General features: G+C 32.7%; 19 protein-coding genes and 1 pseudogene. 9 read left to right on the top strand and 11 right to left on the bottom strand.

Annotated elements, in window-relative coordinates:
- Window positions 1-170: 170 nt before the first annotated feature.
- From UMM65_RS17185 to UMM65_RS17145, 9 genes are all read right to left on the bottom strand, one after another.
- Window positions 171-713: a gamma-glutamylcyclotransferase gene (locus UMM65_RS17185; protein ID WP_321978355.1), complete on the bottom strand. Its 543-nt coding sequence runs from the start codon at window positions 711-713 to the stop codon at window positions 171-173.
- A complete protein-coding gene (locus tag UMM65_RS17180; RefSeq protein WP_321978353.1) occupies window positions 710-1,543 on the bottom strand; it encodes a DUF6602 domain-containing protein in 834 nt (277 codons plus the stop codon). The genes UMM65_RS17185 and UMM65_RS17180 overlap by 4 nt, the downstream gene beginning before the upstream one ends.
- On the bottom strand, window positions 1,536-3,683 hold the full coding sequence (locus tag UMM65_RS17175) for a ThiF family adenylyltransferase (RefSeq protein ID WP_321978352.1): 2,148 nt from the start codon (window positions 3,681-3,683) through the stop codon (window positions 1,536-1,538). Before UMM65_RS17175 ends, UMM65_RS17180 begins: the two co-directional genes overlap by 8 nt.
- The gene (locus tag UMM65_RS17170) at window positions 3,676-4,680 is read right to left on the bottom strand and encodes an SMODS domain-containing nucleotidyltransferase (protein WP_321978351.1); all 1,005 of its coding nucleotides are present in this window, start codon (window positions 4,678-4,680) and stop codon (window positions 3,676-3,678) included. The genes UMM65_RS17175 and UMM65_RS17170 overlap by 8 nt, the downstream gene beginning before the upstream one ends.
- Window positions 4,681-4,771: 91 nt before the next feature.
- A complete protein-coding gene (locus tag UMM65_RS17165) occupies window positions 4,772-5,494 on the bottom strand; it encodes a hypothetical protein (protein ID WP_321978350.1) in 723 nt (240 codons plus the stop codon).
- Window positions 5,475-6,116, bottom strand: a complete 642-nt coding sequence (locus UMM65_RS17160) for an RNA polymerase sigma factor (RefSeq protein ID WP_321978348.1) — start codon at window positions 6,114-6,116, stop codon at window positions 5,475-5,477. The genes UMM65_RS17165 and UMM65_RS17160 overlap by 20 nt, the downstream gene beginning before the upstream one ends.
- Window positions 6,117-6,258: 142 nt before the next feature.
- Window positions 6,259-7,953, bottom strand: coding sequence for a patatin-like phospholipase family protein (locus UMM65_RS17155; RefSeq protein ID WP_321978346.1), 1,695 nt, complete (start codon window positions 7,951-7,953; stop codon window positions 6,259-6,261).
- Between the two features lie 5 nt (window positions 7,954-7,958).
- Window positions 7,959-9,062, bottom strand: coding sequence for an exonuclease/endonuclease/phosphatase family protein (locus tag UMM65_RS17150; protein ID WP_321978345.1), 1,104 nt, complete (start codon window positions 9,060-9,062; stop codon window positions 7,959-7,961).
- Window positions 9,063-9,192: 130 nt separating this feature from the next.
- On the bottom strand, window positions 9,193-9,390 hold the full coding sequence (locus UMM65_RS17145) for a hypothetical protein (protein ID WP_321978343.1): 198 nt from the start codon (window positions 9,388-9,390) through the stop codon (window positions 9,193-9,195).
- Window positions 9,391-10,390: 1,000 nt separating this feature from the next.
- Between UMM65_RS17145 and UMM65_RS17140 the strand changes: the two genes are divergently transcribed.
- The 9 genes and pseudogenes from UMM65_RS17140 (at window position 10,391) to UMM65_RS17100 (ending at window position 19,627) form a co-directional block, all read left to right on the top strand.
- The gene (locus tag UMM65_RS17140; RefSeq protein ID WP_321978341.1) at window positions 10,391-11,011 is read left to right on the top strand and encodes a TetR/AcrR family transcriptional regulator; all 621 of its coding nucleotides are present in this window, start codon (window positions 10,391-10,393) and stop codon (window positions 11,009-11,011) included.
- A gap of 4 nt (window positions 11,012-11,015) precedes the next feature.
- On the top strand, window positions 11,016-12,614 hold the full coding sequence (locus tag UMM65_RS17135; RefSeq protein ID WP_321978339.1) for a sodium:solute symporter family transporter: 1,599 nt from the start codon (window positions 11,016-11,018) through the stop codon (window positions 12,612-12,614).
- Between the two features lie 6 nt (window positions 12,615-12,620).
- Window positions 12,621-12,821 carry a hypothetical protein gene (locus UMM65_RS17130; protein ID WP_321978337.1) on the top strand — a complete coding sequence of 67 codons (201 nt, stop codon included), beginning with the start codon at window positions 12,621-12,623 and terminating at the stop codon, window positions 12,819-12,821.
- A gap of 169 nt (window positions 12,822-12,990) precedes the next feature.
- Window positions 12,991-13,889, top strand: a pseudogene (locus tag UMM65_RS17125) (IS1595 family transposase).
- Window positions 13,890-13,920: 31 nt separating this feature from the next.
- Window positions 13,921-14,238, top strand: a complete 318-nt coding sequence (locus tag UMM65_RS17120; protein WP_321978335.1) for an L-rhamnose mutarotase — start codon at window positions 13,921-13,923, stop codon at window positions 14,236-14,238.
- Window positions 14,238-15,314, top strand: a complete 1,077-nt coding sequence (locus UMM65_RS17115; RefSeq protein ID WP_321978333.1) for a Gfo/Idh/MocA family protein — start codon at window positions 14,238-14,240, stop codon at window positions 15,312-15,314. The genes UMM65_RS17120 and UMM65_RS17115 overlap by 1 nt, the downstream gene beginning before the upstream one ends.
- 33 nt (window positions 15,315-15,347) lie before the next feature.
- Entirely contained in the window at window positions 15,348-16,985 is a 1,638-nt protein-coding gene (locus UMM65_RS17110; protein ID WP_321978331.1) for an alpha-L-fucosidase, read from the top strand.
- A gap of 23 nt (window positions 16,986-17,008) precedes the next feature.
- A complete protein-coding gene (locus UMM65_RS17105; RefSeq protein WP_321978329.1) occupies window positions 17,009-18,388 on the top strand; it encodes an alpha-L-fucosidase in 1,380 nt (459 codons plus the stop codon).
- The gene (locus UMM65_RS17100; RefSeq protein ID WP_321978327.1) at window positions 18,389-19,627 is read left to right on the top strand and encodes an enolase C-terminal domain-like protein; all 1,239 of its coding nucleotides are present in this window, start codon (window positions 18,389-18,391) and stop codon (window positions 19,625-19,627) included.
- An 87-nt stretch (window positions 19,628-19,714) separates the two neighbouring features.
- Here UMM65_RS17100 and UMM65_RS17095 read toward each other — a convergent pair whose 3' ends face one another.
- Window positions 19,715-21,022: a metal-dependent hydrolase gene (locus tag UMM65_RS17095; protein ID WP_321978325.1), complete on the bottom strand. Its 1,308-nt coding sequence runs from the start codon at window positions 21,020-21,022 to the stop codon at window positions 19,715-19,717.
- Entirely contained in the window at window positions 21,019-21,315 is a 297-nt protein-coding gene (locus UMM65_RS17090) for a hypothetical protein (RefSeq protein ID WP_321978323.1), read from the bottom strand. Before UMM65_RS17090 ends, UMM65_RS17095 begins: the two co-directional genes overlap by 4 nt.
- Window positions 21,316-21,485: the final 170 nt, after the last annotated feature.

Genomic DNA, 21,485 nt, shown 5'->3' with positions numbered 1-21,485 from the left:
TGCTTTGAGCATTCATAAGAGCCTTTAGTTCTGATTCACTCTCTTTAATGTGTAAGTCTATTTGTTTTGCCATAAGGCAATTTACAAATAATTGAGTAAATTAACAAGAGAAATGGTATTAATTGTTTTTAGCAAAAATTTTACAAGCTATTTTACGTGAATAGTTTATTTTACATAATATCATTAAAAACCATTTTGTAGAGCTTTTCTATTTCATCGTCAATTATTCCATTCTTTTGTAGATAATTTCTGATTTCAGATAAATATTCTTTCGAATCACCTCTTTTACCTTTCTTACCATTTTGAATAATTTTGGCTTTTTGTTTTAAATTAACATCTGAACTGATAAAATTTGGCCCATTTGACCTAGGAAAAAATACTATGCAATTTTCAATTTTATCATTGATAGTATTTACAACTTTTAGCTCCTTTGAGTTTGAAGTATTATGAGGGATGTATCCACCTTCCCTTTGAAGAACTTTAGAATAATTTTTTTTACTTATCAATATTAATTTTCCTTGACATTCTCCTCCATATTCAAGACCTAGAACAAGACCAGGGTTAGCTTTAGTACCTCTTGATTCTGTAGATTTCTTGTTAAAACTTCTATGAGCACCAATTAATTTGGCATCAATTATTTCTATGGGCTCTATTTCTTTATTATCCCAAATAATAGAACCATAACCAAAAATGAGATAATTTTCTTTAATCATAAATCTTCATCTATTTCAAAGTTAATTGCTTTAGCATATTCTGATAAATCAATAGCAGCCACAGTTCCAATACTTTGCTGCAAATATCTAGTTAACTGTAAAAAGAATGTAACCAAAGAATTATTTTTCTTGCTAAATTCTATGTTCTCCACACTTCTGTCATTATAAAATTTGAGAACTAATTTGTTATGTTCTTCAAAAGATAAATCTGCATCCTTGTCAATTTTAAAAATGTTATCATCTTTTTTATAATCAACGTAAAAACTTTTATTTTTAACTGCACAGCCAATATCAATAGACTTTTGCCCTTTCAGGCTCTTCAGATGACTTTCGATAGTTAGATCTTTTATTATAGTTTCTATAGTTAGAATACCCCCTAGAATTTTAGTCAAAGTTCTAGGTTGATACGGTGTACCTCTGTCAATAATCTTTGTCGTTGTTCTAAATAATTTCCTAACACTTTCTATTTTATCACCGGCATAAATTATATTACCTTTATCAAGATCTGGCTTAACTTCAAAAACTGCATAGACTCCTTCAGCTGGAATATAAAATATTCCATTTTGTTTAAAAACGAAAGGAGTGTATGTTTGGTCGTATATTACTAAATCAATTTGGTGGCTTAATTGTCCTTTTGAATCAATAACAATTGCTTTGTCAACACAATATCTATTTGGTAAGTAAGTTCTTAACCAATCAATCCATGTGTTTTCTAAAGAATCCCCCTTAGATCCTGGGTGCTCAATAAATTCTCTATTCGTATTTAATTGGGCTATCATCTGTGCTTGTAAGCCCCCAAATAATTTTCTTAAATTAATTTTATTACTCATACTTTCTTAAACTTTTATTGTCATATATATATAAATCTTTATCAAATGGTAACTTTCCTGCTTCTACAATCATTAATAATGGCTTATCGATAGTAATATTTTTGTCCTTTGCTATTTCTTTCATGGCATTGATATCTGTTTTACTTGGAGATGTCGGCCCATCCGGATGAGAATGCCATTCACCTAAGTACTGAATTTTTCCATTTGTTATTTTATGTACCTCACTCAATCTTTCATTTAACGTTCCTGGGCTTCTGATAAATACTGTTCTTCCATTTTTATATTCATCTGGCACAAGAATATTGGTAATAATAAAACCTACCGACGATTTAAAACCGATAAATACACCTCCAAATTCTCTTGGGTAATGGGCACTTGTAATTTCTTCTATATCACTTAAAACATTTTTCGAGATATGAATTGAACTTTTATTATGATCACAATAAAAATATTCATACTCTTCAATATCTATTCTAAATTGATCTTCAAAGTCTGGTGTAATAATAAAAGATTCATTTAATTTATCTTTTGAGAAATTATCATTAATAATCTTTAAACCAACATTAAGTAAAGCGTTAATATCGTTAAAATTTGCTTCAAAAGTTGGATAGCCACAACCAGTTCCTTCAAAATAAGATGGTGGTTCATTTTCAATATACTCAAAAAGGCTATTGGCTTGCTTAGTTAAATAATTACCAGTAATAGAGACAAAGGATTTTGCATTATTTGTTATCGCCAAACTAAAGGTTTCTCCAGTGAAATTTAATTTATCAATAATATAAGTCACTTCGTTATCTGTAGAGCAGTCAAAAATTATATCAATGTTGTTATTAAAATAATCACTAATAATTTCTAAATCATAATTATTCAACTTAACAGGAATTGCGTCCAAACTAATAAATGGAGAAATCGATTTTAGTCTCTTGATAAGGCGATCAGTTTTAAAGAAAATCATATCTTCAAGTTCATAATTCGCTCTACATAGATTACCACCTCTTATATTATCAAAATCTTCAAGTGTAATATTCTTCGCTCCTCCTCTTACTAAAACCTCAGCCAATGAACTCCCTAAAGCTCCACAGCCAATTATAAGAATTTTTGATTCAGTTATTTTTTTATCTAGTTTTCCCCTTCCAAAAAATCGAACATAATCTATATTCTCTGTAAATCCCCAATTAATTTTATTCTCTTTCAGAGTATACTCGAAGCCCTTTTTTGAACCATCTCGTTCCTTTCTAGAAATTCTTTTGTAATCGATTGGTAGGTTTCTTTTAGATATTCTAATCAAATCCCAATGCTCTTCATAACCTTCTTGGTTAGGAATTTTATACCCAATTAACAATAGTAGATGGTTCTCATAAAAAAAGCCTTTACTAAATTCTCGCCTTAATCCATTATATAAATAATTAATGAATTCATCCGAAAGAAAATCTTTGAGCTCACTCCAGGTTTCAATTCCTTTTCTTCCTTTTAACTTTTTACGAATTGGTTCTTCTTCAATAAAATAATACAGGCCATTTTTACAAGTTTTGCTTTTTAATTCGTCGATAAAAGATTTCGACCAATTATCAGTTTCTCCATTATTAAAACCTAACCTAAACAACTTTTTAATTGGTAACTTTGGGGCACCATATTTCTCATCGTGAAAAATGGAATAATTAAATATTCCAAAAGAATTTTTCGCAAAATTATTCTCTGTATTTGTAAAATAAAGTCTGTCAAAATTACCTCTTTCATAAGTATGAATCAAATAAGCGTAATTATCATCTTCCTTGTTAAAAATGTAGTAATCCCTTACCCATTGTTTAAGACATTTTAACTCATATAGAAATTTCCTATCAAAATCATCATCCTTATCTGGGTGAAAACAAACTGAACCGTCCAAATTAATATGGTTTAATCCAATATAATCTTCATTCTTAAAGACTATGGAAATATTATCTGAATTTGGATGAGTTAATGGGTAATGATATGGTACATGTATGTCAAAAAACAGAATTTCATTTAAATAATTTACTTTTATTTTTCCAGAAAAATGATTATCCTTTTTTACGATTTTTTCAACGATTCCTACATCTTTATCTTTTTCAATTAGGTCATTTATTCTTTTTATAATTTTATTTGCTTCTTTATTATCCAAACTTACTTGTGCTTAAAATCGATGCCGAAGATACTTTAGAACTTAAATCATCTTCCTCATCATAATCTTCATTTATAGGAAAATATTCTTTAATTTTATCTGAATCTTCATCTATATCATCAATTGTTTTTTTCATATCCCGCTTAGTATCAGATTTAGCTGAATCGCTCATTGAATTTGAAACTATATTATTTGAATTTACTGGATCTACTAAATCATTTTCAGTTATATTATTTATTATATAATTCATTACCATTTTTACCTTTTCCCATAACCCATTCGGTATATCGTCCGTTGCATCAAAGGCTTCTTTGGTGTATAATTCCATCATAAAAGACTTTATTAATTTACCGCCATTTTGATTTTTCCTTTCCGTCTTCCAAACCTTAAGAAGTCTGGTAATTTTACGCTCGTGAGTTCTTTCGGAACCACCTAGCAAATTAACATGCTTTTTGATATTAGTCTTTATTCTAGTTTTATTCTTATCCACCTCTTTCTTTGAACGATTCGGAGGGTGAATATGTAAACTTAAATCAGTATTATTACTGTTATAATCATTATTATCAGGTCGTTCACGTCCAGGAACCACATCCATGTCAAATTCCTCGCCATCAATATTAAATTTCATGCCGATAGATACTTTCTGCTTTCGAACGTCTTCTTTTGTTATATCATCATCTTCTTCAGTGTATTCGTTTTTTAAATACTTATACACATCATCAAACATATTCTTAAGATTACTATACCCTTTTTGATCTTCGGCCTGCTTCTTTTTAAATGGAATACAGCAATCAATATCAAACTTCGTATTTATAGCTGTCCTTTTTGCATAAGAGCCTGAATCTATTGCATTTGATGCTTTAGTATCATTAAACTTTTCATTTAGAGCTGTCTTTACCGCATTTTTCTTTGCAATAAACTTGTCAAGGTGTTCAACCTTGTCTATATTGTGTGTATCAAGTACTTTTTGTAGATGTTCATTTTTATTTGTGGCCATTATAAAATATAATTAAGTTATACCCACAATACCTTAAAGCGTGACATTGCATTTGAGTATATTTATAGATAAATATAATTTATAAAAAAAATTAAAGTAAAGGAAAAATGTCATTCTTCTTCATCCAATCAAAAGAATTAATAACTTCGCTTTCAGAGAATTTTTTCTTTGAATCAGCAAATTTGTAAAAGCTGTCTAGTAAGGTTTTTTTGTTTCTCAATTGTTTGTTTTCTGCCAGTTCTAATAAACAATAATAAATCGTAGCAACTAGCTCAACATCTCTGGTTTTAGTCTTTCTAAACAATTCGATAATTTGATGGATAATTTCACTTTCCTGTCCAAAATATTTAGAATAATACGTTTTATATTTTTCAACATTATCACCCAATGAATATATAGGCTTGTTATAACCTTGACTCCTATCAATAGTTATTTTAAACCACCTTTGCCTTTTAAATTCTTCATTTATTGAGTGCATGAATTTATTATCAAAGGGACCAGCAGCAAACTTTTTATAATTCTTTTGCAGTTTCATTTCACAAGCATGCTCACATAAATAAACCAACTTTTGAAACTTAACTCTTCCAAAAGTATTCTCATCCAATAAATTATTTACAATTTCAGCCCCGAGAACCGCTCTTTTAAAATAAGTTATTGCTCTTTCTTTTGCTTGTTGTTTATCATAATCCTTTAACATTTCAATTTCTGCCAATTCTTCGACATTAACAGGTGTAACTAACCCTGCAAGTACTAATCCTTTTTCGAAGTCCTCAATTGTAAAAGGAATATTCACATTATTTATTATTGATTTCATCAAGTGCAAGTTTAATTTTCTGAATGGCTCTCTCTCTGATCTTTCTTATTGTAGGCTTTTTAACCCCTAAATTTTTCGCTAAAGTTTCAGTAACATCATCAGGCAAATACTTCTGCCCTCTTTTATGCTCTAAATCTGTCAATACCACAGTTTGTTCTTTTTTATTTAGCTTATTATAAATAACCTTTGCTAAATCTCTTTTGAATGCTAAATTTTCAGCGTTCGTTTCTTTCGAAACACTATTTGCTATATCATCAAAATAAGAGTTAACAGTAATATTTACATTTTTATTTGAATTGTGATAATCATAAAATAAGTGAGTTAAAATTCTATAAAGCCACGCTGTAATTGCTTTATTTTTATTCTCACTTTTTAATTTGGATTTATCGAAAGATTTGTATTTACGAACCCTCTCAAAGACGTCGGATGCAATTTGTATCCCAACGTGCGAATCTATCTTTCTAATTTCACATTTGTGTTTGCATTGTTCAAGAATTTTTGCATAAAACCTCTTTATAAATTCATTGTATGCAATATCATCATTAGTTTTACAAAGTAACTCTAGTAAACTAATATCATCAAGTTTTTTAATATTGGTATCCGGTTCCCTTTTATCTAGCATACTTTAAAGCGTGACAAACTTTTTATATTATATGAATGATTTATTAGTTAAATACCAAATAAGGTTAATAATCGCAATGCTTAACAAAGGGAAAATAAAAATCAATTTTGGTAAAATTTCATTTTGATTCATAAAGGTCAAGTCAATATTGAATAAATAAAAATTCAGGATTTTTTTTAAAAGTTTCCCAATCTTTTAAAGTTGACTTATGTAAGTCTTTTAGACTCTCTTGGATACTGATTTCAAGAGTATTAAAAAAGCTGTTATTACTATAAATTAATTTGGTTAAATAAATAAGTAAATTCTGACAACAAGTTATTTGACCGCTTATTATCAGGCTTTTTAATTGTTCTTCTAATTCCTTTTTATCATCGGTAAACCAAAGGGTAGTACCAAAACTTGCCGCTTTATCCAGATATGTTTTAATCTTACCTCCCATTATTTCCTTATAAGAATCTCCTTTGAATTCTGCTAAATACTTAGAAATTTCTTTATAATCTTTCTCAAATTTCTTTTCAAAATCAACTGAAGTCAATTCTTTTATTAAACAATCCATCCTTCGAAAATCGTATTCTTTATTTTGGTATAATTTATTATAGTGTAGCCTTCTGATTTGTTTTAGAAATATTGTAGGAACAAGAAGTTTAAGTGACTCTAGTCTATCAATAAGTAATGATTCCATATACTTTATTTTTACATCACTAATCTTTAAAACTCGTATTCGGGTCTTAAAATATTCAGGGATCATTTTACCAACATATTCTAATGTTTTATCTATAGTACCCTTAACCTTTTTATTAATAAAGTACCATAACAATAATAAAAGGGTTGTTATTATGCTCATGGAGATGCCAATACCAAAAATTGTCGAATTATTCCAATCACTTAGAAAAAGTAAAAAAACTCCTATTCCAAGAATCAAAAACAATAAAACATAGACCAAATTTCTTTTTACTTTGACACTCTTTATAAAGTCATTAATGGACTTTTCCCTTATTTTACCATCTTTTATCTCTGAAAATTTGAATGGAGTTATATATGGCGATGCCACATCAGAAATTAATACAACGTCAAAAGGTTCTATCTTTTCGTTATCCTCATAATCCAGAATACTACTGATACCTTGATTATCAACAATTCCACCATCCATTAACCCTATCGACTGATCTTTATAAATAGATTTTCTTTTTATTTTGCGAAAGCTTTCTGAATCGGGATCAAAAAAATCATCGGGCATTGATATGGGTTCAAACCCTCCTGAAAAAGCTGATGACGCTGCAATAACATCTCCAAGTCTAACATAGTTATATATTTCCTTACTTAAACGCAAACCATAACTGCCAAAATAGCTTGTTTGAAATCTATACCTTAATCCTGAATAAAACTCTGTAGAATTAAAGCATACAAATTCTAAATGAGATTTTTTTAAATTGGCAAAGCTTCCCATAGTTCTACCATCCAAAAGTGTTTTATCATATAATTCAGCAAAAGCATTAACTATATTCTTTCTCTTGTAATTATAATTCCATTTACTGCTCTCGTTTAGCATTTCAAAGCTCTTCTTTACGAGATCCGTTTCGACCAACCAATTATATAAGTTTTTATAAATTTCTTCAAATGATTTTCCTTCTTGAATTAAAGCAGCATAATATACTCCGGTAATTGTACCACCAGAAACGGTGGATATTGCTTTTACGTTTTCTAGAAGACTATTTTCGTTTAATTTTTTTGAGTTCAGATATGATAACATACCTAATTGAAAAGTAGAAGCTCTATAACCACCACCTGATAAACAAAGAGCTATTCTATTAAGAGGATTGATTCTATTTTTTGCCATACCAATTAGTTCAATTTACTTTTCAGAAATTCATCAGATGAATCAATTTCTATTTCAATCCATATCGGGTTATGATCTGAAATTTGATTTCGCTTCCAGTATTGATGGTAATATTTTTTCAGAGCTGCATCGGAGGTCAAAGTAGTTGGGTCATCTTTGTGTTTTTTCATATATTCATTATAACTCTTCCTTTTACCTTCCGTATAGATAATTTCAAAGGGCTTGTAAACGTTACCATTTTCTTTACCATCATTATCTCTTACGAGGTGAAAATAGGTTTTGTCCACATTTAGAAATATTCTATCATAGACCTCCGTTTCACTTACATTGGTAACTTTATCAATTAAATTATCAGCCTCTCTAAAATCAGTACTATTAATTATATCTACGATATCATCATCAGTTTTATATAAGTTGGTATCACCAAGCATTATTAAATTTTCATTCCAAAAATGCTTTTTCTTAAGCTTTTCTTTTATGGCCTCCATCAAAAGCCTTACCTCTTCTTTTCTAATTTTCTTGCCTTTATCTGAATCTCCTGGTTGTAAATGAACATTTAGTAATGAAAAAGACTTCCAACCTGCCATAAATCCAGTAATTGCAGGTGACCTTTTTAATTGTTTGACCGCTGAGTTCTTTGTTAGTTTATCCCAAAGTACTATCTCTCCTGATAATCCGGAAGGTTTTACTTTTCTCTTGTCAAAGATGTATGCGAATCGTTCTTTATTTCCATCAGTTCCTTCAGTAATATCTGTAATTGTATAACTCCAATTACTCCCAAGCAACTTCATGATAATGAACAAATCATCCAAACTCGATTTTACTTCTTGTATGGCCACCAAGTCAAATCTATTTATTACCTCAGCGATATAAAAATAGGAATCTGGAATTCGCTCCTTTAATTGACCAAATTCTTTGATATTCCATGAGGCTAGTAAAAGGCTATTGTCTAAATTTTTACTTGGTATTTTTTCACTAAGGTCCACTCTTAAATCTAAAATGTCCTTAATTATTCTTTTCCTATCTGGGTTTTTAAGTGATGGAAAAATTAAAGCGTAGTCAATTTTTTTGTCATCTGAAATTGGGCGAAGGTCATTGTACCATGGCATAATTGTGGGGTTTTTTTCTTGAAAAAGTATGGTTTAGCAACTAAAATTCTATAAAACACTGCAATATACATTAAGAACTAATAGAAGTCAAGGGGAATTTCCCCTTTTTTTACACGGGCTTTTTCCTGTTTTAAAATTTTCTTATAAATACAATTGTGCCCCATATGTATAGTTCTAATAGTGCAAATCTATAATTGTCGTTTTTTAGAGTAACCTCAACGTTTTTAAGTTCTTCTTTTAGTAGTTGCATGTTTTTAATAAAGGTTTCTTTATCCATTCTTGAAAACATCGTTTTGATAACTGCTGGGTTTGTTTTTTTAAAATCCATTTAGACATAATTTTTTATTAATAAAGCTTAGGCGACCGAAACGAGGAAGCAATAGTATCTAGCAAATCCCTTTGCTTTACTATTGCGATGCGTAAATTGCCTAATGGTTTATTATTGAGCGAAACAGGTTAACAGGTTGAGCAAAGCGAACCACTATAAAGGCGAAGCCGACAGCGAGTGCCAAGACCGACACACAACATGGTTTAGTGTTAAAAGTTGTGTGCCACAAATAGAGTTTTTTGGCAATTTTATTGCGTAATACACTTATTTTTAGAAAGGCTTTTTCTGCCTTTATCAAAATACGTGTTTTACTCGCCAGGTAAACCTTGACATCTGTGTTGGTGTATCTTTTATTTCCTATTGGACAATTATATAAAATACCAACATAGATTTCGGGGTTTAAAAACTCTTTGCCCGATCAAGCATTGAGGGCAATGTGCTTTATGGCTTGCAATAAAAGTGACAAAAGCGTTGTATGCAGTAGGTCTTGGCAAATGCAGGCGAGCCCAATTAAATAGCGGTTACACCCAATAAAAAGTTGTGCGAAAGCACACCTTAAAGGGTTTGGGTGTAAGAGTAGCTATGGGTGAGTACGAAACATTACACAGTACAAGAAACGAACGGACTTTTGCCGACCGAAGGTGAGGCAGAGGGATTGATGCAAGGCAAATTTCCAATTTGACGGCACGTTTTTGTACAGGGATAATGTTTGGTATGAACACCGCTTAACCTGTTAGCGTGGAGTGCAACGGAACGGGAGCGACCTAAGGGAGCGAGGGGAATTAGCATAAATTATTATATGTGTATATTATTAATTTTAAATTACAATTTTATTAGTTTTTTCGTACTCTTTTCAGTTATTACTTAACCCTTCCTCCAAATCATTATCGTTCAAACGTTTGGAGAAATTTGTCAAAAACAAGAATGATTAAATGGTAAGTATAAAATAATTAGGTCAAACGCCCTAATTTATATATATTTGTAATTCATATTATTTTTAATGATAACTAAACAACGTATAATTAGCCAAGCCATAGAATCTTACAATGCATTCGGTGTTACTAATGTTACCAGTCGAGATATAGCTAAATTGCTAAATATTAGCCATGGTAATTTAGATTATCATTTCCCCAATAAAGAAGCCTTACTCCTAGCTATTTATAAGAAAATGAAAAAAGATGCTTCTAAAATTTATGACGAAGAACATATATTGCAAGACCCATTCACGAATTTCAATAAACTATTATTAGGACTTGAAACATTTCAAAAAAAATATCAATTCTTTAATTTAGATATTCTTGAAATTTCAAGAAAATACGAAAAAGTTAGTATTCTTCTGAATAAAACATTTCAAATTCGTAGATCGCAAATGGGAGTTTTCTATAAAGCGTTTATGGATTTAGGTTATTTAAAGGAAGAAACTACTCCTGGCATGTATGTGCATTTACAGCATACTGTGAGAATACTAATTACGTTTTGGTGTTCCCAAAAAGAAATACTTTCCTATAACGAAGACATTCAAAAAACGTCAATGTCAACCTATATATGGGAGTTATTGTTGCCACACATGACTAAAAAAGGTTTAAATGCATATCAAGAACTTCCATTGATAAACGTATAAAAATATGAATTCTATTTCCAGCATAGATTTAACAATTATAGTAATCTATTTATTGGCCATTGTCATTATAGGTCTATGGTACAGTCGTAAAAAAAAGAATACCAGTGAGGGTTATTTTTTAGCGGGAAAATCGCTAACATGGGGTGTTATAGGTGCCTCGCTTTTTGCCTCCAATATCTCGACCGTACATTTGGTTGGGTTGGCAGAATCTGGTTTTAAAGATGGTATCGTATGGGGTAATTTTGAATGGTTTTCTGCCTTTGAACTTATTATTTTAGCTTTTATCTTTATCCCGTTTTATTTACGGACCAAAATCACCACACTTCCTGAATTTCTTGAAAAAAGGTATGATAGTCGCTCAAGAGTAATACTTGCTATTTTTAGTATTATGGCAGCACTGTTTATGCACATAGGGGTTAGTTTTTATGCTGGAGCCGTTGTATTTGAGAATATGTTTGGGGTTAATATATTTACTTCCATAGTAATTATTGCTGTAGCTACTGGTATTTATACTGTTATTGGTGGATTAGTTTCTGTAGTAATAACAGAAACGGTTCAAACTGTAATACTTATCTTAGGTTCGCTAACCATTACTGTATTGGCTATGTATCAGCTACCAGAAGTTGGTATAAATAGTTACGAAGCCTTAAAAGAAGCGGTAGATCCAGACCGTCTTAAAGCAGTAAGTTTCAATGAAACTAAAAAAGGATTTACTTTCCTCGACATGCTTTTCGGGCATTTAGTATTAGGAATATGGTACTGGTGCACAGATCAAACCATAGTGCAGCGTGTACTTGGAGCAAAATCGGAAAAACAAGCTAAATTAGGGGCATTATTTGCTGGTTTTCTTAAAATATTACCAGTATTCATTATGGTAGTACCTGGTATTTTAGCCTTTGCTTTATTTAAAGATGATATTGGCATAGATACAAAAAGTGTATTGCCTACAATGATATTAAAATTAATGCCTGTAGGTTTAAAAGGACTAATGGTAGCTGCTTTATTAGCAGCTGTAATGAGTAGTGTTGCAGCAGCATTAAACAGTTGTTCTACATTAATAGTTTATGATGTTTTTGAGAAACTAAAACCAGGATTATCTGATACTAAAAAGATTCGTATAGGGCAAATAACGAGTGTGGTTGTTTTGGTTCTTGCTGTAGCCTGGTCACCTTTTCTTGGAGATTTAGGAGCTATTTTCGAATTGATAAATCAAATGTTTAGCATATTTGCACCATCTATTGTCGCCGTATTTTTATGGGGGATACTTTCTAGAAAAGGGACAGCTAATGCTTCTTTTTGGACTTTATTAGGGGGTAGTTTATTTGCCGGAACCGTATTCTTAATAGAAAAATATGCAACCATTAATGGTATTCAAAACTATATTTCCAACCCTGAAGGATTAGGAATTCATTGGCTACGACAAGCCTATATTTACTTTATCGTTTCTTCAGTTATTTATGCTTTAGTAACTTATTTTGATAAGTCTGTGCAAAACATTCCAGAAGAATTCTATTTAAAAACAAAATCCTCATCTAAAATAGTAAACCGTTTAACAATGCTATTGGTAGGTGTTATGTTAATTATTTATATCATTTTTTATTAATCATTTATGAATAAGAAGGAGGTTGTAAAGCGATTCTGTTTTGTATTAGATAAACAAGTTTTAAAAGACAACTTTTTACAAGTTTTTAAGACGATAATAAAAGAGGAGTTTACATGTAACATGAATCAGTTTGAAATCTTTGAAGGAGATAATTCTTTTTTTAGTATTGTAGATATTGATTCAAAAACTGATGTAATTACTATTTAAAATGGCATTGAAAAGCGAATAAAACAGAGTGATGTATTGAATTTAAATACTGTAATTATACCTGAACGAATTTTTAAAAAAGTTCCTATGAATGATTACACGGTAGAAAAAATAAATGAATTGACTTATTAACATAAATTCCGTATCTTAAGCCTTTAAATATAAAGGTATGGAACAATTTAAAGGTAAAATATACTAAACTTTGTAAAAGAACTACCCAATGATGATAAATGTAGGGAATATTTAGCAAAGTACAAATGGCAAGATGGCTTTAAATGTAGCAAATGTCAAGGAGAAAAAGGTTGTATGAAAAAAGATTATAAATATCATTGTTATAGCTGCCATCATGTAGAAAGTTCAACAGCAAACACGTTGTTTCACAAGGTTAAATTTGGCTTACAAAAAGCATTTTGTATGGTATTTGAAATGACCACAAGCAGTAAAAGTTTATCCAGTGTTCAGCTAGGAGAACGCTATGGGGTTAGTCAAACTTCTACATGGTTTTTTATGCAAAAAGTTAGAAAAGCTATGCAAAGCAGCAAGAAATATCCTTTAGAAGACTTGGTTCATGTAGATGAATTTACAGTTGGAGGAAAAGAAGATGGAAAACAGGGAAGAAGTTATGATACAAAAAAGAAAAAGGCAGTAATAGCGGTTGAATCAACAGGAAAACATCAAGTCAAGCGTGTCTATATAAAATCTATTGATGATTATTCATGTAAATCATTAACACCAATTTTTGAAGAACATATTTCAACTTCTGCAAAAATATTTACAGATAAATGGAGAGGATATGGACCTCTAAAAGAAGCCTATAATATCACACAAGTTAAAAGTGATAATGGAAAGAATTTTAAGAAACTGCACATTATTGTTCATCAAGTAAAGTCATGGCTCAGAACAATACAAACACATGTAAGCAAAGAACATATCCAAAAATATTTTGACGAGTATTCTTATAGAATAAATAGATCGCAATCAAAGAAAACAATTTGGCATAATATGATTATCAAAATGATAAAACACAAACCTATTACCCAAAAACAAATTATATGGAAACTAAATTAATAAGTCAATAAATGAATATAAAAGAACCGTAATGAACTTAGAACTTCGAAACGATTCCGAGTTGCTTAAGGCGTATAAAGATATCCATAAACCAGAAAATATATGGCCGAAAATTTTAGTTAATATGGACACTATAGGCATAAAAAACATGGAGCTTTATCTTAAGAATTATCAAGCATTTTTATTAATGGATACCACTTTAGGGTTCGATATGGAAAAAGACGGGGAAAGATGGGTCAACTTACCAAGGGAAAAAGAATGGCAAGAATATGTGGCTAAATTTCAAAAAGTCGATGCCAATAGTAAGGCCGTAGAAAAGTGGAAAGTAATGAAACAAATAGCACAATAATGACCTTAAACCAACAACCGGAATTGCCCAAAAATCCGTTACCGATAGTTATTATTGGGTCTGGCGGCATTATAAAGGACGCCCACTTACCGGCCTATACCATGGCGGGCTTTAGCGTGTTGGGCATTTATGACAAAACAATACACAAAGCAGAAGCCATAAAAGAGGAATTCGATATTGTTGAACATGTGTACGATACCCTGGAAGAGCTTATAACCGAAGGCGAAAAGCACAACGCCGTGTTCGATTTGGCACTTCCGGCAAACCTATACGCCGAAATTTTAGATCAATTGCCAGATGGTACCCCCGTGCTAATTCAAAAGCCCATGGGCGAAAATTTGGAAGAAGCCAAACAGATTCTGGAAATATGCAACAGAAAAAAGCTCATTTCGGCAGTTAATTTTCAATTGCGATTTGCCCCTTACAACATTGTTGCAAGAGAAATGATAAATAAAGGTCTAATAGGCGATGTGTACGATATGGAACTTATGGTATGTGTATATACACCATGGCACTTATGGGATTTCCTGTTTCAGCTACCAAGGGTAGAAATTTTATACCATAGTGTACACTATTTAGATTTGATAAGAAGTTTTTTAGGCAATCCAATAAATATTTATGCCAGCACTATAAAGCTTCCTAAAATGAAAGATTTGTCATCCACCAGAACCACTATGATTTTGAATTATGACGAATATACGCAAGCACGGGTTATAACCAATCATGGTCATGAATTTGGATTGCAGCACCAACAGTCTTATTTTAAAATAGAAGGCACAAAAGGTGCCATTAAAATACGTATAGGTTTGTCAATGGATTATCCAAAAGGGTTACCAGCAAAATTTGAATATAAATTATTGAATGATAAACAAGAAAACTGGAAGGAAATAGAAATTAAAGGAGGCTGGTTCCCGGAAGCCTTTGTAGGTACAATGGCAGGACTGCAAAGGCATGTCTTGGACAAAAACGTACCGCTACCGCATAGTACGGCAGACGCTTACGAAACCATGCGATTGGTTGAAGCGGCCTATACATCAAGTGAAATGGGAGGCGTTCCATTATCAAGCATCAAATAAAAATCTATAATAACTGATAAAATTCTTAAACTGATGAAATTCTTAAAAATCCTGACATTAAAAATCCTACCTATCGTCTTGATATTTGGTTGTGCGAATATGGAGAAAAATAAGGATAAAAAAACAGAAAAAAAGTTATTTGAACCCACCGTAGCATCTCTGAGTCAATACGAAACTCCAGAATGGTATTCTGATGCGAAATTTGGAATTTACTGCCATTGGAACGCCCAATCCGCTTCAAAAAGTGGCAATAGCGGATGGTATGCCCGCCATATGTACCAAGAAGGGCATCCTGCTTATAACGACCACCTTAAAAATTGGGGGCATCCTTCAGAAGTTGGGTATAAAGACATTATACAAGCTTGGAATCCTGATAAATTTGATGCTTCGCGTTGGATTAAGCTTTTTAAAGATGCGGGTGCAAAATATGTATTGACCATGGCAGTGCATCACGATAATTTTGATTTTTGGGATTCTAAATACCAACCCAGATGGAACTCATTGAATTACGGCCCTAAAGTTGATGTATGCAAAGAAATGCGAGACGCCTGTTTAAAAGAAGGCATTCGTTGGGGTGTACGTACGCATTTAGGCAGAACCTATAGCTGGTTTCAAACCAATAAAGGAGCTGATAAAAAAGGTAAATACAAGGGTGTTCCTTACGATGGAAATGACCCTGAGTATGAAGATTTATATCTGGAAAAAGCAACTCCAGATCAAATAGGTGAAGAATACAATCAAATTAGACATCCGTTAAAGCCTTCCCAAAAATGGGTCGATCACTGGAAAAATAGAATGTTCGACCTTATAGACAATTACCATCCAGATCATATGTATTTTGACGGGGCACTTCCTTTTATGAACGATAAAGGTCAAGCCGGATTAGATGTAGTAGCTCACTACTACAATCATAATGCGTCGCGTCATAATGGCAAAAACCAAGGCGTTATGGTAATTAAGGATATCGAAGACCATGGGTTTTTCTACGATAAGATATCAAGTGTCGTTTTAGAGCGAACCCGAGAAAATAATATTGTTTACCCGCCAAAGGAAACCGAAAACTCAACTGGCCCTTGGTTTTATACAGGGAACGAAACAGGATACCGCACCTCTAAAAGTCTATTGGATGAAATGATAGACGTAGTCTCCAAGAACTGCAATTTTGTTTTAAATGTTCCGCCCAGGCCCGACGGTACTTTTGATAATCAATCCTTGAAAATTCTTAAAGATTTTGGGGTATGGTTGCGAAAAAATGGAAAATCTATTTACAGTTCCCAACCATGGCATACATTTTCCGAAGGAGATATTCGATTTACAACCAACAAAGAAAATCTATATGCCATTGCCTTAACGAAACCTTCTTCAAAAATGCTTTTGCAATCCTTACGATCTTGGAAAGCAGAAGACATAAAATCAATACAAATTGGCTTTGATACACCAGTAGATTGGAGAATCACCGATGAAGGATTAGAAATTTCAATACCTGAGGAGGGGTTAGAAGAAGAGTTGGCATATGTTTTTGAAATTACTTGCACAAAGTTGGTTTCAGAACTTCCTTATAGCAAGACCGAAATACAATCGATAGAAGATGAAAATGAAAAGAATAAGAAGAAATACGGAGCGGATGGCAACGGAGGTGAAGCATTGCCCACACGTAAAAACAAAGAATAAATTTAGAACATAAAATGAATATCATGAAATTATTAAAAATAGTGAGCATATTACTAACACTAACGATTAATTATAATGTAAATGCACAACATTTTGGTGGTGGTGAAGCCAATCCAGATTTAAAAACCAATTCGGAAGCTTTAAAAAACTTTCAAGACATGCGTTTTGGTATGTTTATTCATTGGGGGCCGGTAGTCCTTCGAGGAACGGAAATTAGTTGGTCACGAGGCAAAGAAGTACCTATAGATGATTATGACAATTTGTATAAAGAATTTAACCCGGTATTGTTCAATGCCGCCGATTGGGTAAAAGCCGCCAAAGATGCCGGTATGAAATACATTGTCCTCACCACCAGACACCACGATGGGTTTTGTCTTTGGGACAGCAAGTACACCGATTACGATATGGCAAGTACCCCTTACGGCAAAGGTGTGGTAAAAGAACTTGTAGAAGAATGTAAAAAGCAAGATATTGTTTTTGGAGCCTATTACACCATTTGTGATTGGTATCACGAAGATTACCCGGTAACGTACCCAGCGGACGATTACAAATTTCACTTAGAAAAGGAGATAACAAATCCAGAGGTTAAAAAACGAATGGACAACTATGTCGTCTATATGAAAAACCAGTTGAAAGAACTGATTGACGATTACGACCCCGCGTTCATTTGGTTCGATGGCGAATGGGAATGGGCATGGACCCATGAAATGGGCATGGACATGTACAAATATTTACGTGGTCTCAAAGACGACCTATTGATTAACAATAGAGTGGATAAAGGGCGTGAAGGAATGTCCGGCACAACTAAGAGTAATAAGTTTGCGGGCGATTACGCCACCCCCGAACAGGAAATAGGAAAGTTCGACAATAAAAATGCATGGGAGTCCTGTATGACCATTGCCAATCAGTGGGCGTGGAAAGCCAACGATAAAATGAAATCAAAAAAAGAATGCATCCAAACTCTTTTGCGAACCGTTGGTGGCGATGGCAACCTCTTGTTCAATGTAGGCCCCATGGCGGACGGTCGTATAGAACAACGTCAAATAGACCGCCTTAAAGAAATGGGCGACTGGCTTAAAATAAACGGGGAAGCCGTTTACGGAACCCGAGGTGGTCCATACCTGCCTACCGAATACATGGTAAGTACCCATAAGGGAAACAACATTTATCTGCACCTGCTCAACAAAGAAGATGCGACACTTGCCCTGCCCATCGTAAAGGGCATCAAGATAAAAAAGGTCTATTTTTTGGACGGAAAAACCCCGTTGAAATTTAATCAAGAGAAAAACACGATTAACATTGGTTTGCCAAAAATGCTGCCCGATGACATCGCCTCCGTAATCGTTTTGGAATTGAACAAAACGGCAGCAACTATCGACGTTATTAATAGAATGAATTATTAAATGAATGAGACAACTATAATAAAAAAAGCGACCGCATCGGACAAGCAATTTCAATTAAATAACGGTGCGGGTTCTGATGCCATACACACAACCCCTATATACGCCTATGCGGTATGCAGATTGGAAACGGATACCAATATAGAAGGTATTGGGTTGGCCTTTACTCTGGGCAAGGGGAATAATTTGGTATGTCAAGCCATAGAACATTTAACAAAACATGTTGAAGGTAAGGAAATTAACGAGCTAATGGCCAATTTTGGAGCCACTTACAAAGTCATGGCCGAAGACCCTAATTTTAGGTGGTTGGGCCCTCATAAAGGCGTGGTACATTTAGCTTTGGCATCAGTTGTAAATGCTTGTTTCGATCTTTGGGCAAAATCTAAAGATGTACCGCTTTGGAAATTGCTCATCGATTTACCGGCCGAAGCAATTGTAAAAACACTAGACCTTTCTTATTTAGAAGAAGTGATGACGCGTGAGGAAGCCCTATCGATACTTACTGAAAACGCACGGACAAAACACGAAAGAACGGGTGTTTTAGATACAGGATATCTAGGGTACGATACGTCTATTGGATGGTTTAACTATAGCGATGAAAAAGTAAAGGCCAACATCGGTAAAGCTATGGATGCAGGTTTTACCGCGATGAAACTCAAAGTGGGCTCCGATGACATAAAACGGGATATCCGTAGGGCAAAACTGGTACGGGAAACTGCGGGAGACAAAGCCACTATTATGCTAGATGCCAACCAACAGTGGAATTTGCCCAAAGCTATAGAAATTTGTAACGAGCTCAAAGAAATAAATCCCTATTGGGTAGAAGAACCAACGCACCCCGACGATGTATTGGCCCATGTAACCTTGGCCAAAGAAATAGCACCTATAAAATTGGCCTTGGGTGAGCATGTACCCAATAAAATCATCTTTAAAAACTTTTTACAATCCGGTTGTATGAGTTTTAATCAAGTAGATGCCGTACGCGTAGGCGGTATTTCGGAATTTATAACAATAAGTTTGATGTCCAAAAAGTTTGGCGTACCCGTTGTACCGCATGTGGGCGATATGGGGCAGATACACCAACATATGGTGCTGTTCAATCATATTGCTATGGGCCACGAAGCACTATTCTTAGAGCACATTCCGCATTTAAAACAATATTTTAAAAATCCGGCACAAGTAGTTGACGGTTTTTATCAAATACCACAACACCCAGGAATGAGTACTGATTTTAATGATTAGCAACTAAAATATTTATATACTATGAAATTTATTTTTTTGGTTTTAGTATCTTTTTTGCTTACAAGAGTATTCAATTTTATAGACTAACTAAGGTATAGGTAATTTAAAGAATAGAATTTCTCCTGAAAAATAAATGTTTGGATTTACTTCTTTATTTTGTAGTATTTCTAGTTCATCATTTAATTTAATTAATGTCTTAGAACGTTTTGGAAAAGCTGATTCCAAATAGCTTTCTAGTTTGATTATTTGATTTTGAGTTTGATTGTATTCAAAGCTATTTAGGGAATCGCTTTGAAGTTTATTCCTTAGGAGTTTTAACTTAGATATGGAATGGTAATATTTAAAATTGCTGTATTGTAAATTATCCTCTTCAAGTTCAATTTTATATTGTAGTTCGGTTATTTGAAGTTCTAATTTATGATTTAAGCTATCTATATATGACGATACAAAATGAAGATTGTATTCATTCTGTATATCGAAATAGGTTGCTCGATTTAATTTTTCTTTTGTAATTACCTCAACTTGTTGGTTAGCGAAAATCTTTCCTTCAGCTATAAATTTATTTGAAAGTATATTGTTTAAACTGTCTATTGAGATATTATCGAAATTGATTGTATTTACCGATAAAACTTCTTTCGTTTTTTTAGGTGTTAGGGAATTGATTATTTGCCCTTGACCGTTGTCAGACAAATGAATTAGGGTATCACCTAAAATATAACATTGAAATAAATCGGCATAGATTAAATAACCTGTTCCCTGATAATTATTTTGAAATACATTAAAATCGTAGGTAACATCCAATAAGATATTTGAATTCTCAAACTCTCTATGGAGGTGTGTAATATCATTGAACTTTTTATTATACGTAAACCAAAATCCGTCTTTAAAAAGGTCTTGGAGAAAAATGGTTGATAGTGAAAAGATAAACAACACAATTCCCTCCTGTTTCATATTACCAGTACGAATTCTGAGTTCTACATTGGCAGGAATAACACAGGGATTACGATAAAAAGGATAAAACAAGGGAATGCCTTGAATGGTAAACATATCCAATAAAAAATGAGAGAAAATAGCAAAGAATACAATGAGAGATAGTTGGTGATTGTCACTTTCTATGAGTTGAAAGTGTTCTAGCATATAGATTATTGCTGTGATAGATAGTAAAAATATTGCACTATGGGTAATAGTTCGATGTCCATATTTTACACTAATCCATTTTGCCAGTGGATAAACGCATTTTCCGATGATACTTTTGGTGTGATCTATGTCTGGCAATAAACTTCCAATTATTGTAGCAGTAATGAATATTGGGTTCTCGAAAATATTGGTATTCCATAGTGAACAAAAAATACCTGTTATAACAATTCCTCCAGCTAAATGATTGGGTGCGGTCATTTAGCATTACTCAATTGGTAATGGTTGCTGTCAAGTTCTTTTATTTTTCCCATTAAGATTCCTGTAAAAGATGATTGACTCAGATACACTTGTTTGACTACAAACATTTTGGGTTTGATTCTTATTTTGGTATCATCAAGAATAATCTTATCACCCATTGATGGTTTCTTAGAAGTGTGTAGTTGACCTATTTCTTTATCATTTTGATCGATTAATCTGAAATTGAAAAATAAGTGGTCTGTATGTTCTGCAACTATGCCGTAAACTGTGTTGTAAATCCATTTTTTGTACATGATGTTTTGTTTTTAATTAATACTTTGTTGGTATAGTTGATATTTGGTCAAGACCCCTCCGTTAACCCCTCCGTCCTTTATGTTTACGTGAGAATTAATGTTTTCTGCCGGACACCTCCCCTTGAAAATAAGGGGAGGAGCTTTGAATTCTACTTCTGTTTATAACTGTG

Source organism: Aureibaculum koreense (assembly GCF_034296135.1).
In the GTDB taxonomy this organism is placed as follows: domain Bacteria; phylum Bacteroidota; class Bacteroidia; order Flavobacteriales; family Flavobacteriaceae; genus Aureibaculum.
Note: the sequence above shows the minus strand (reverse complement) of the source record. Positions and strands in the feature narration are given on the sequence as shown.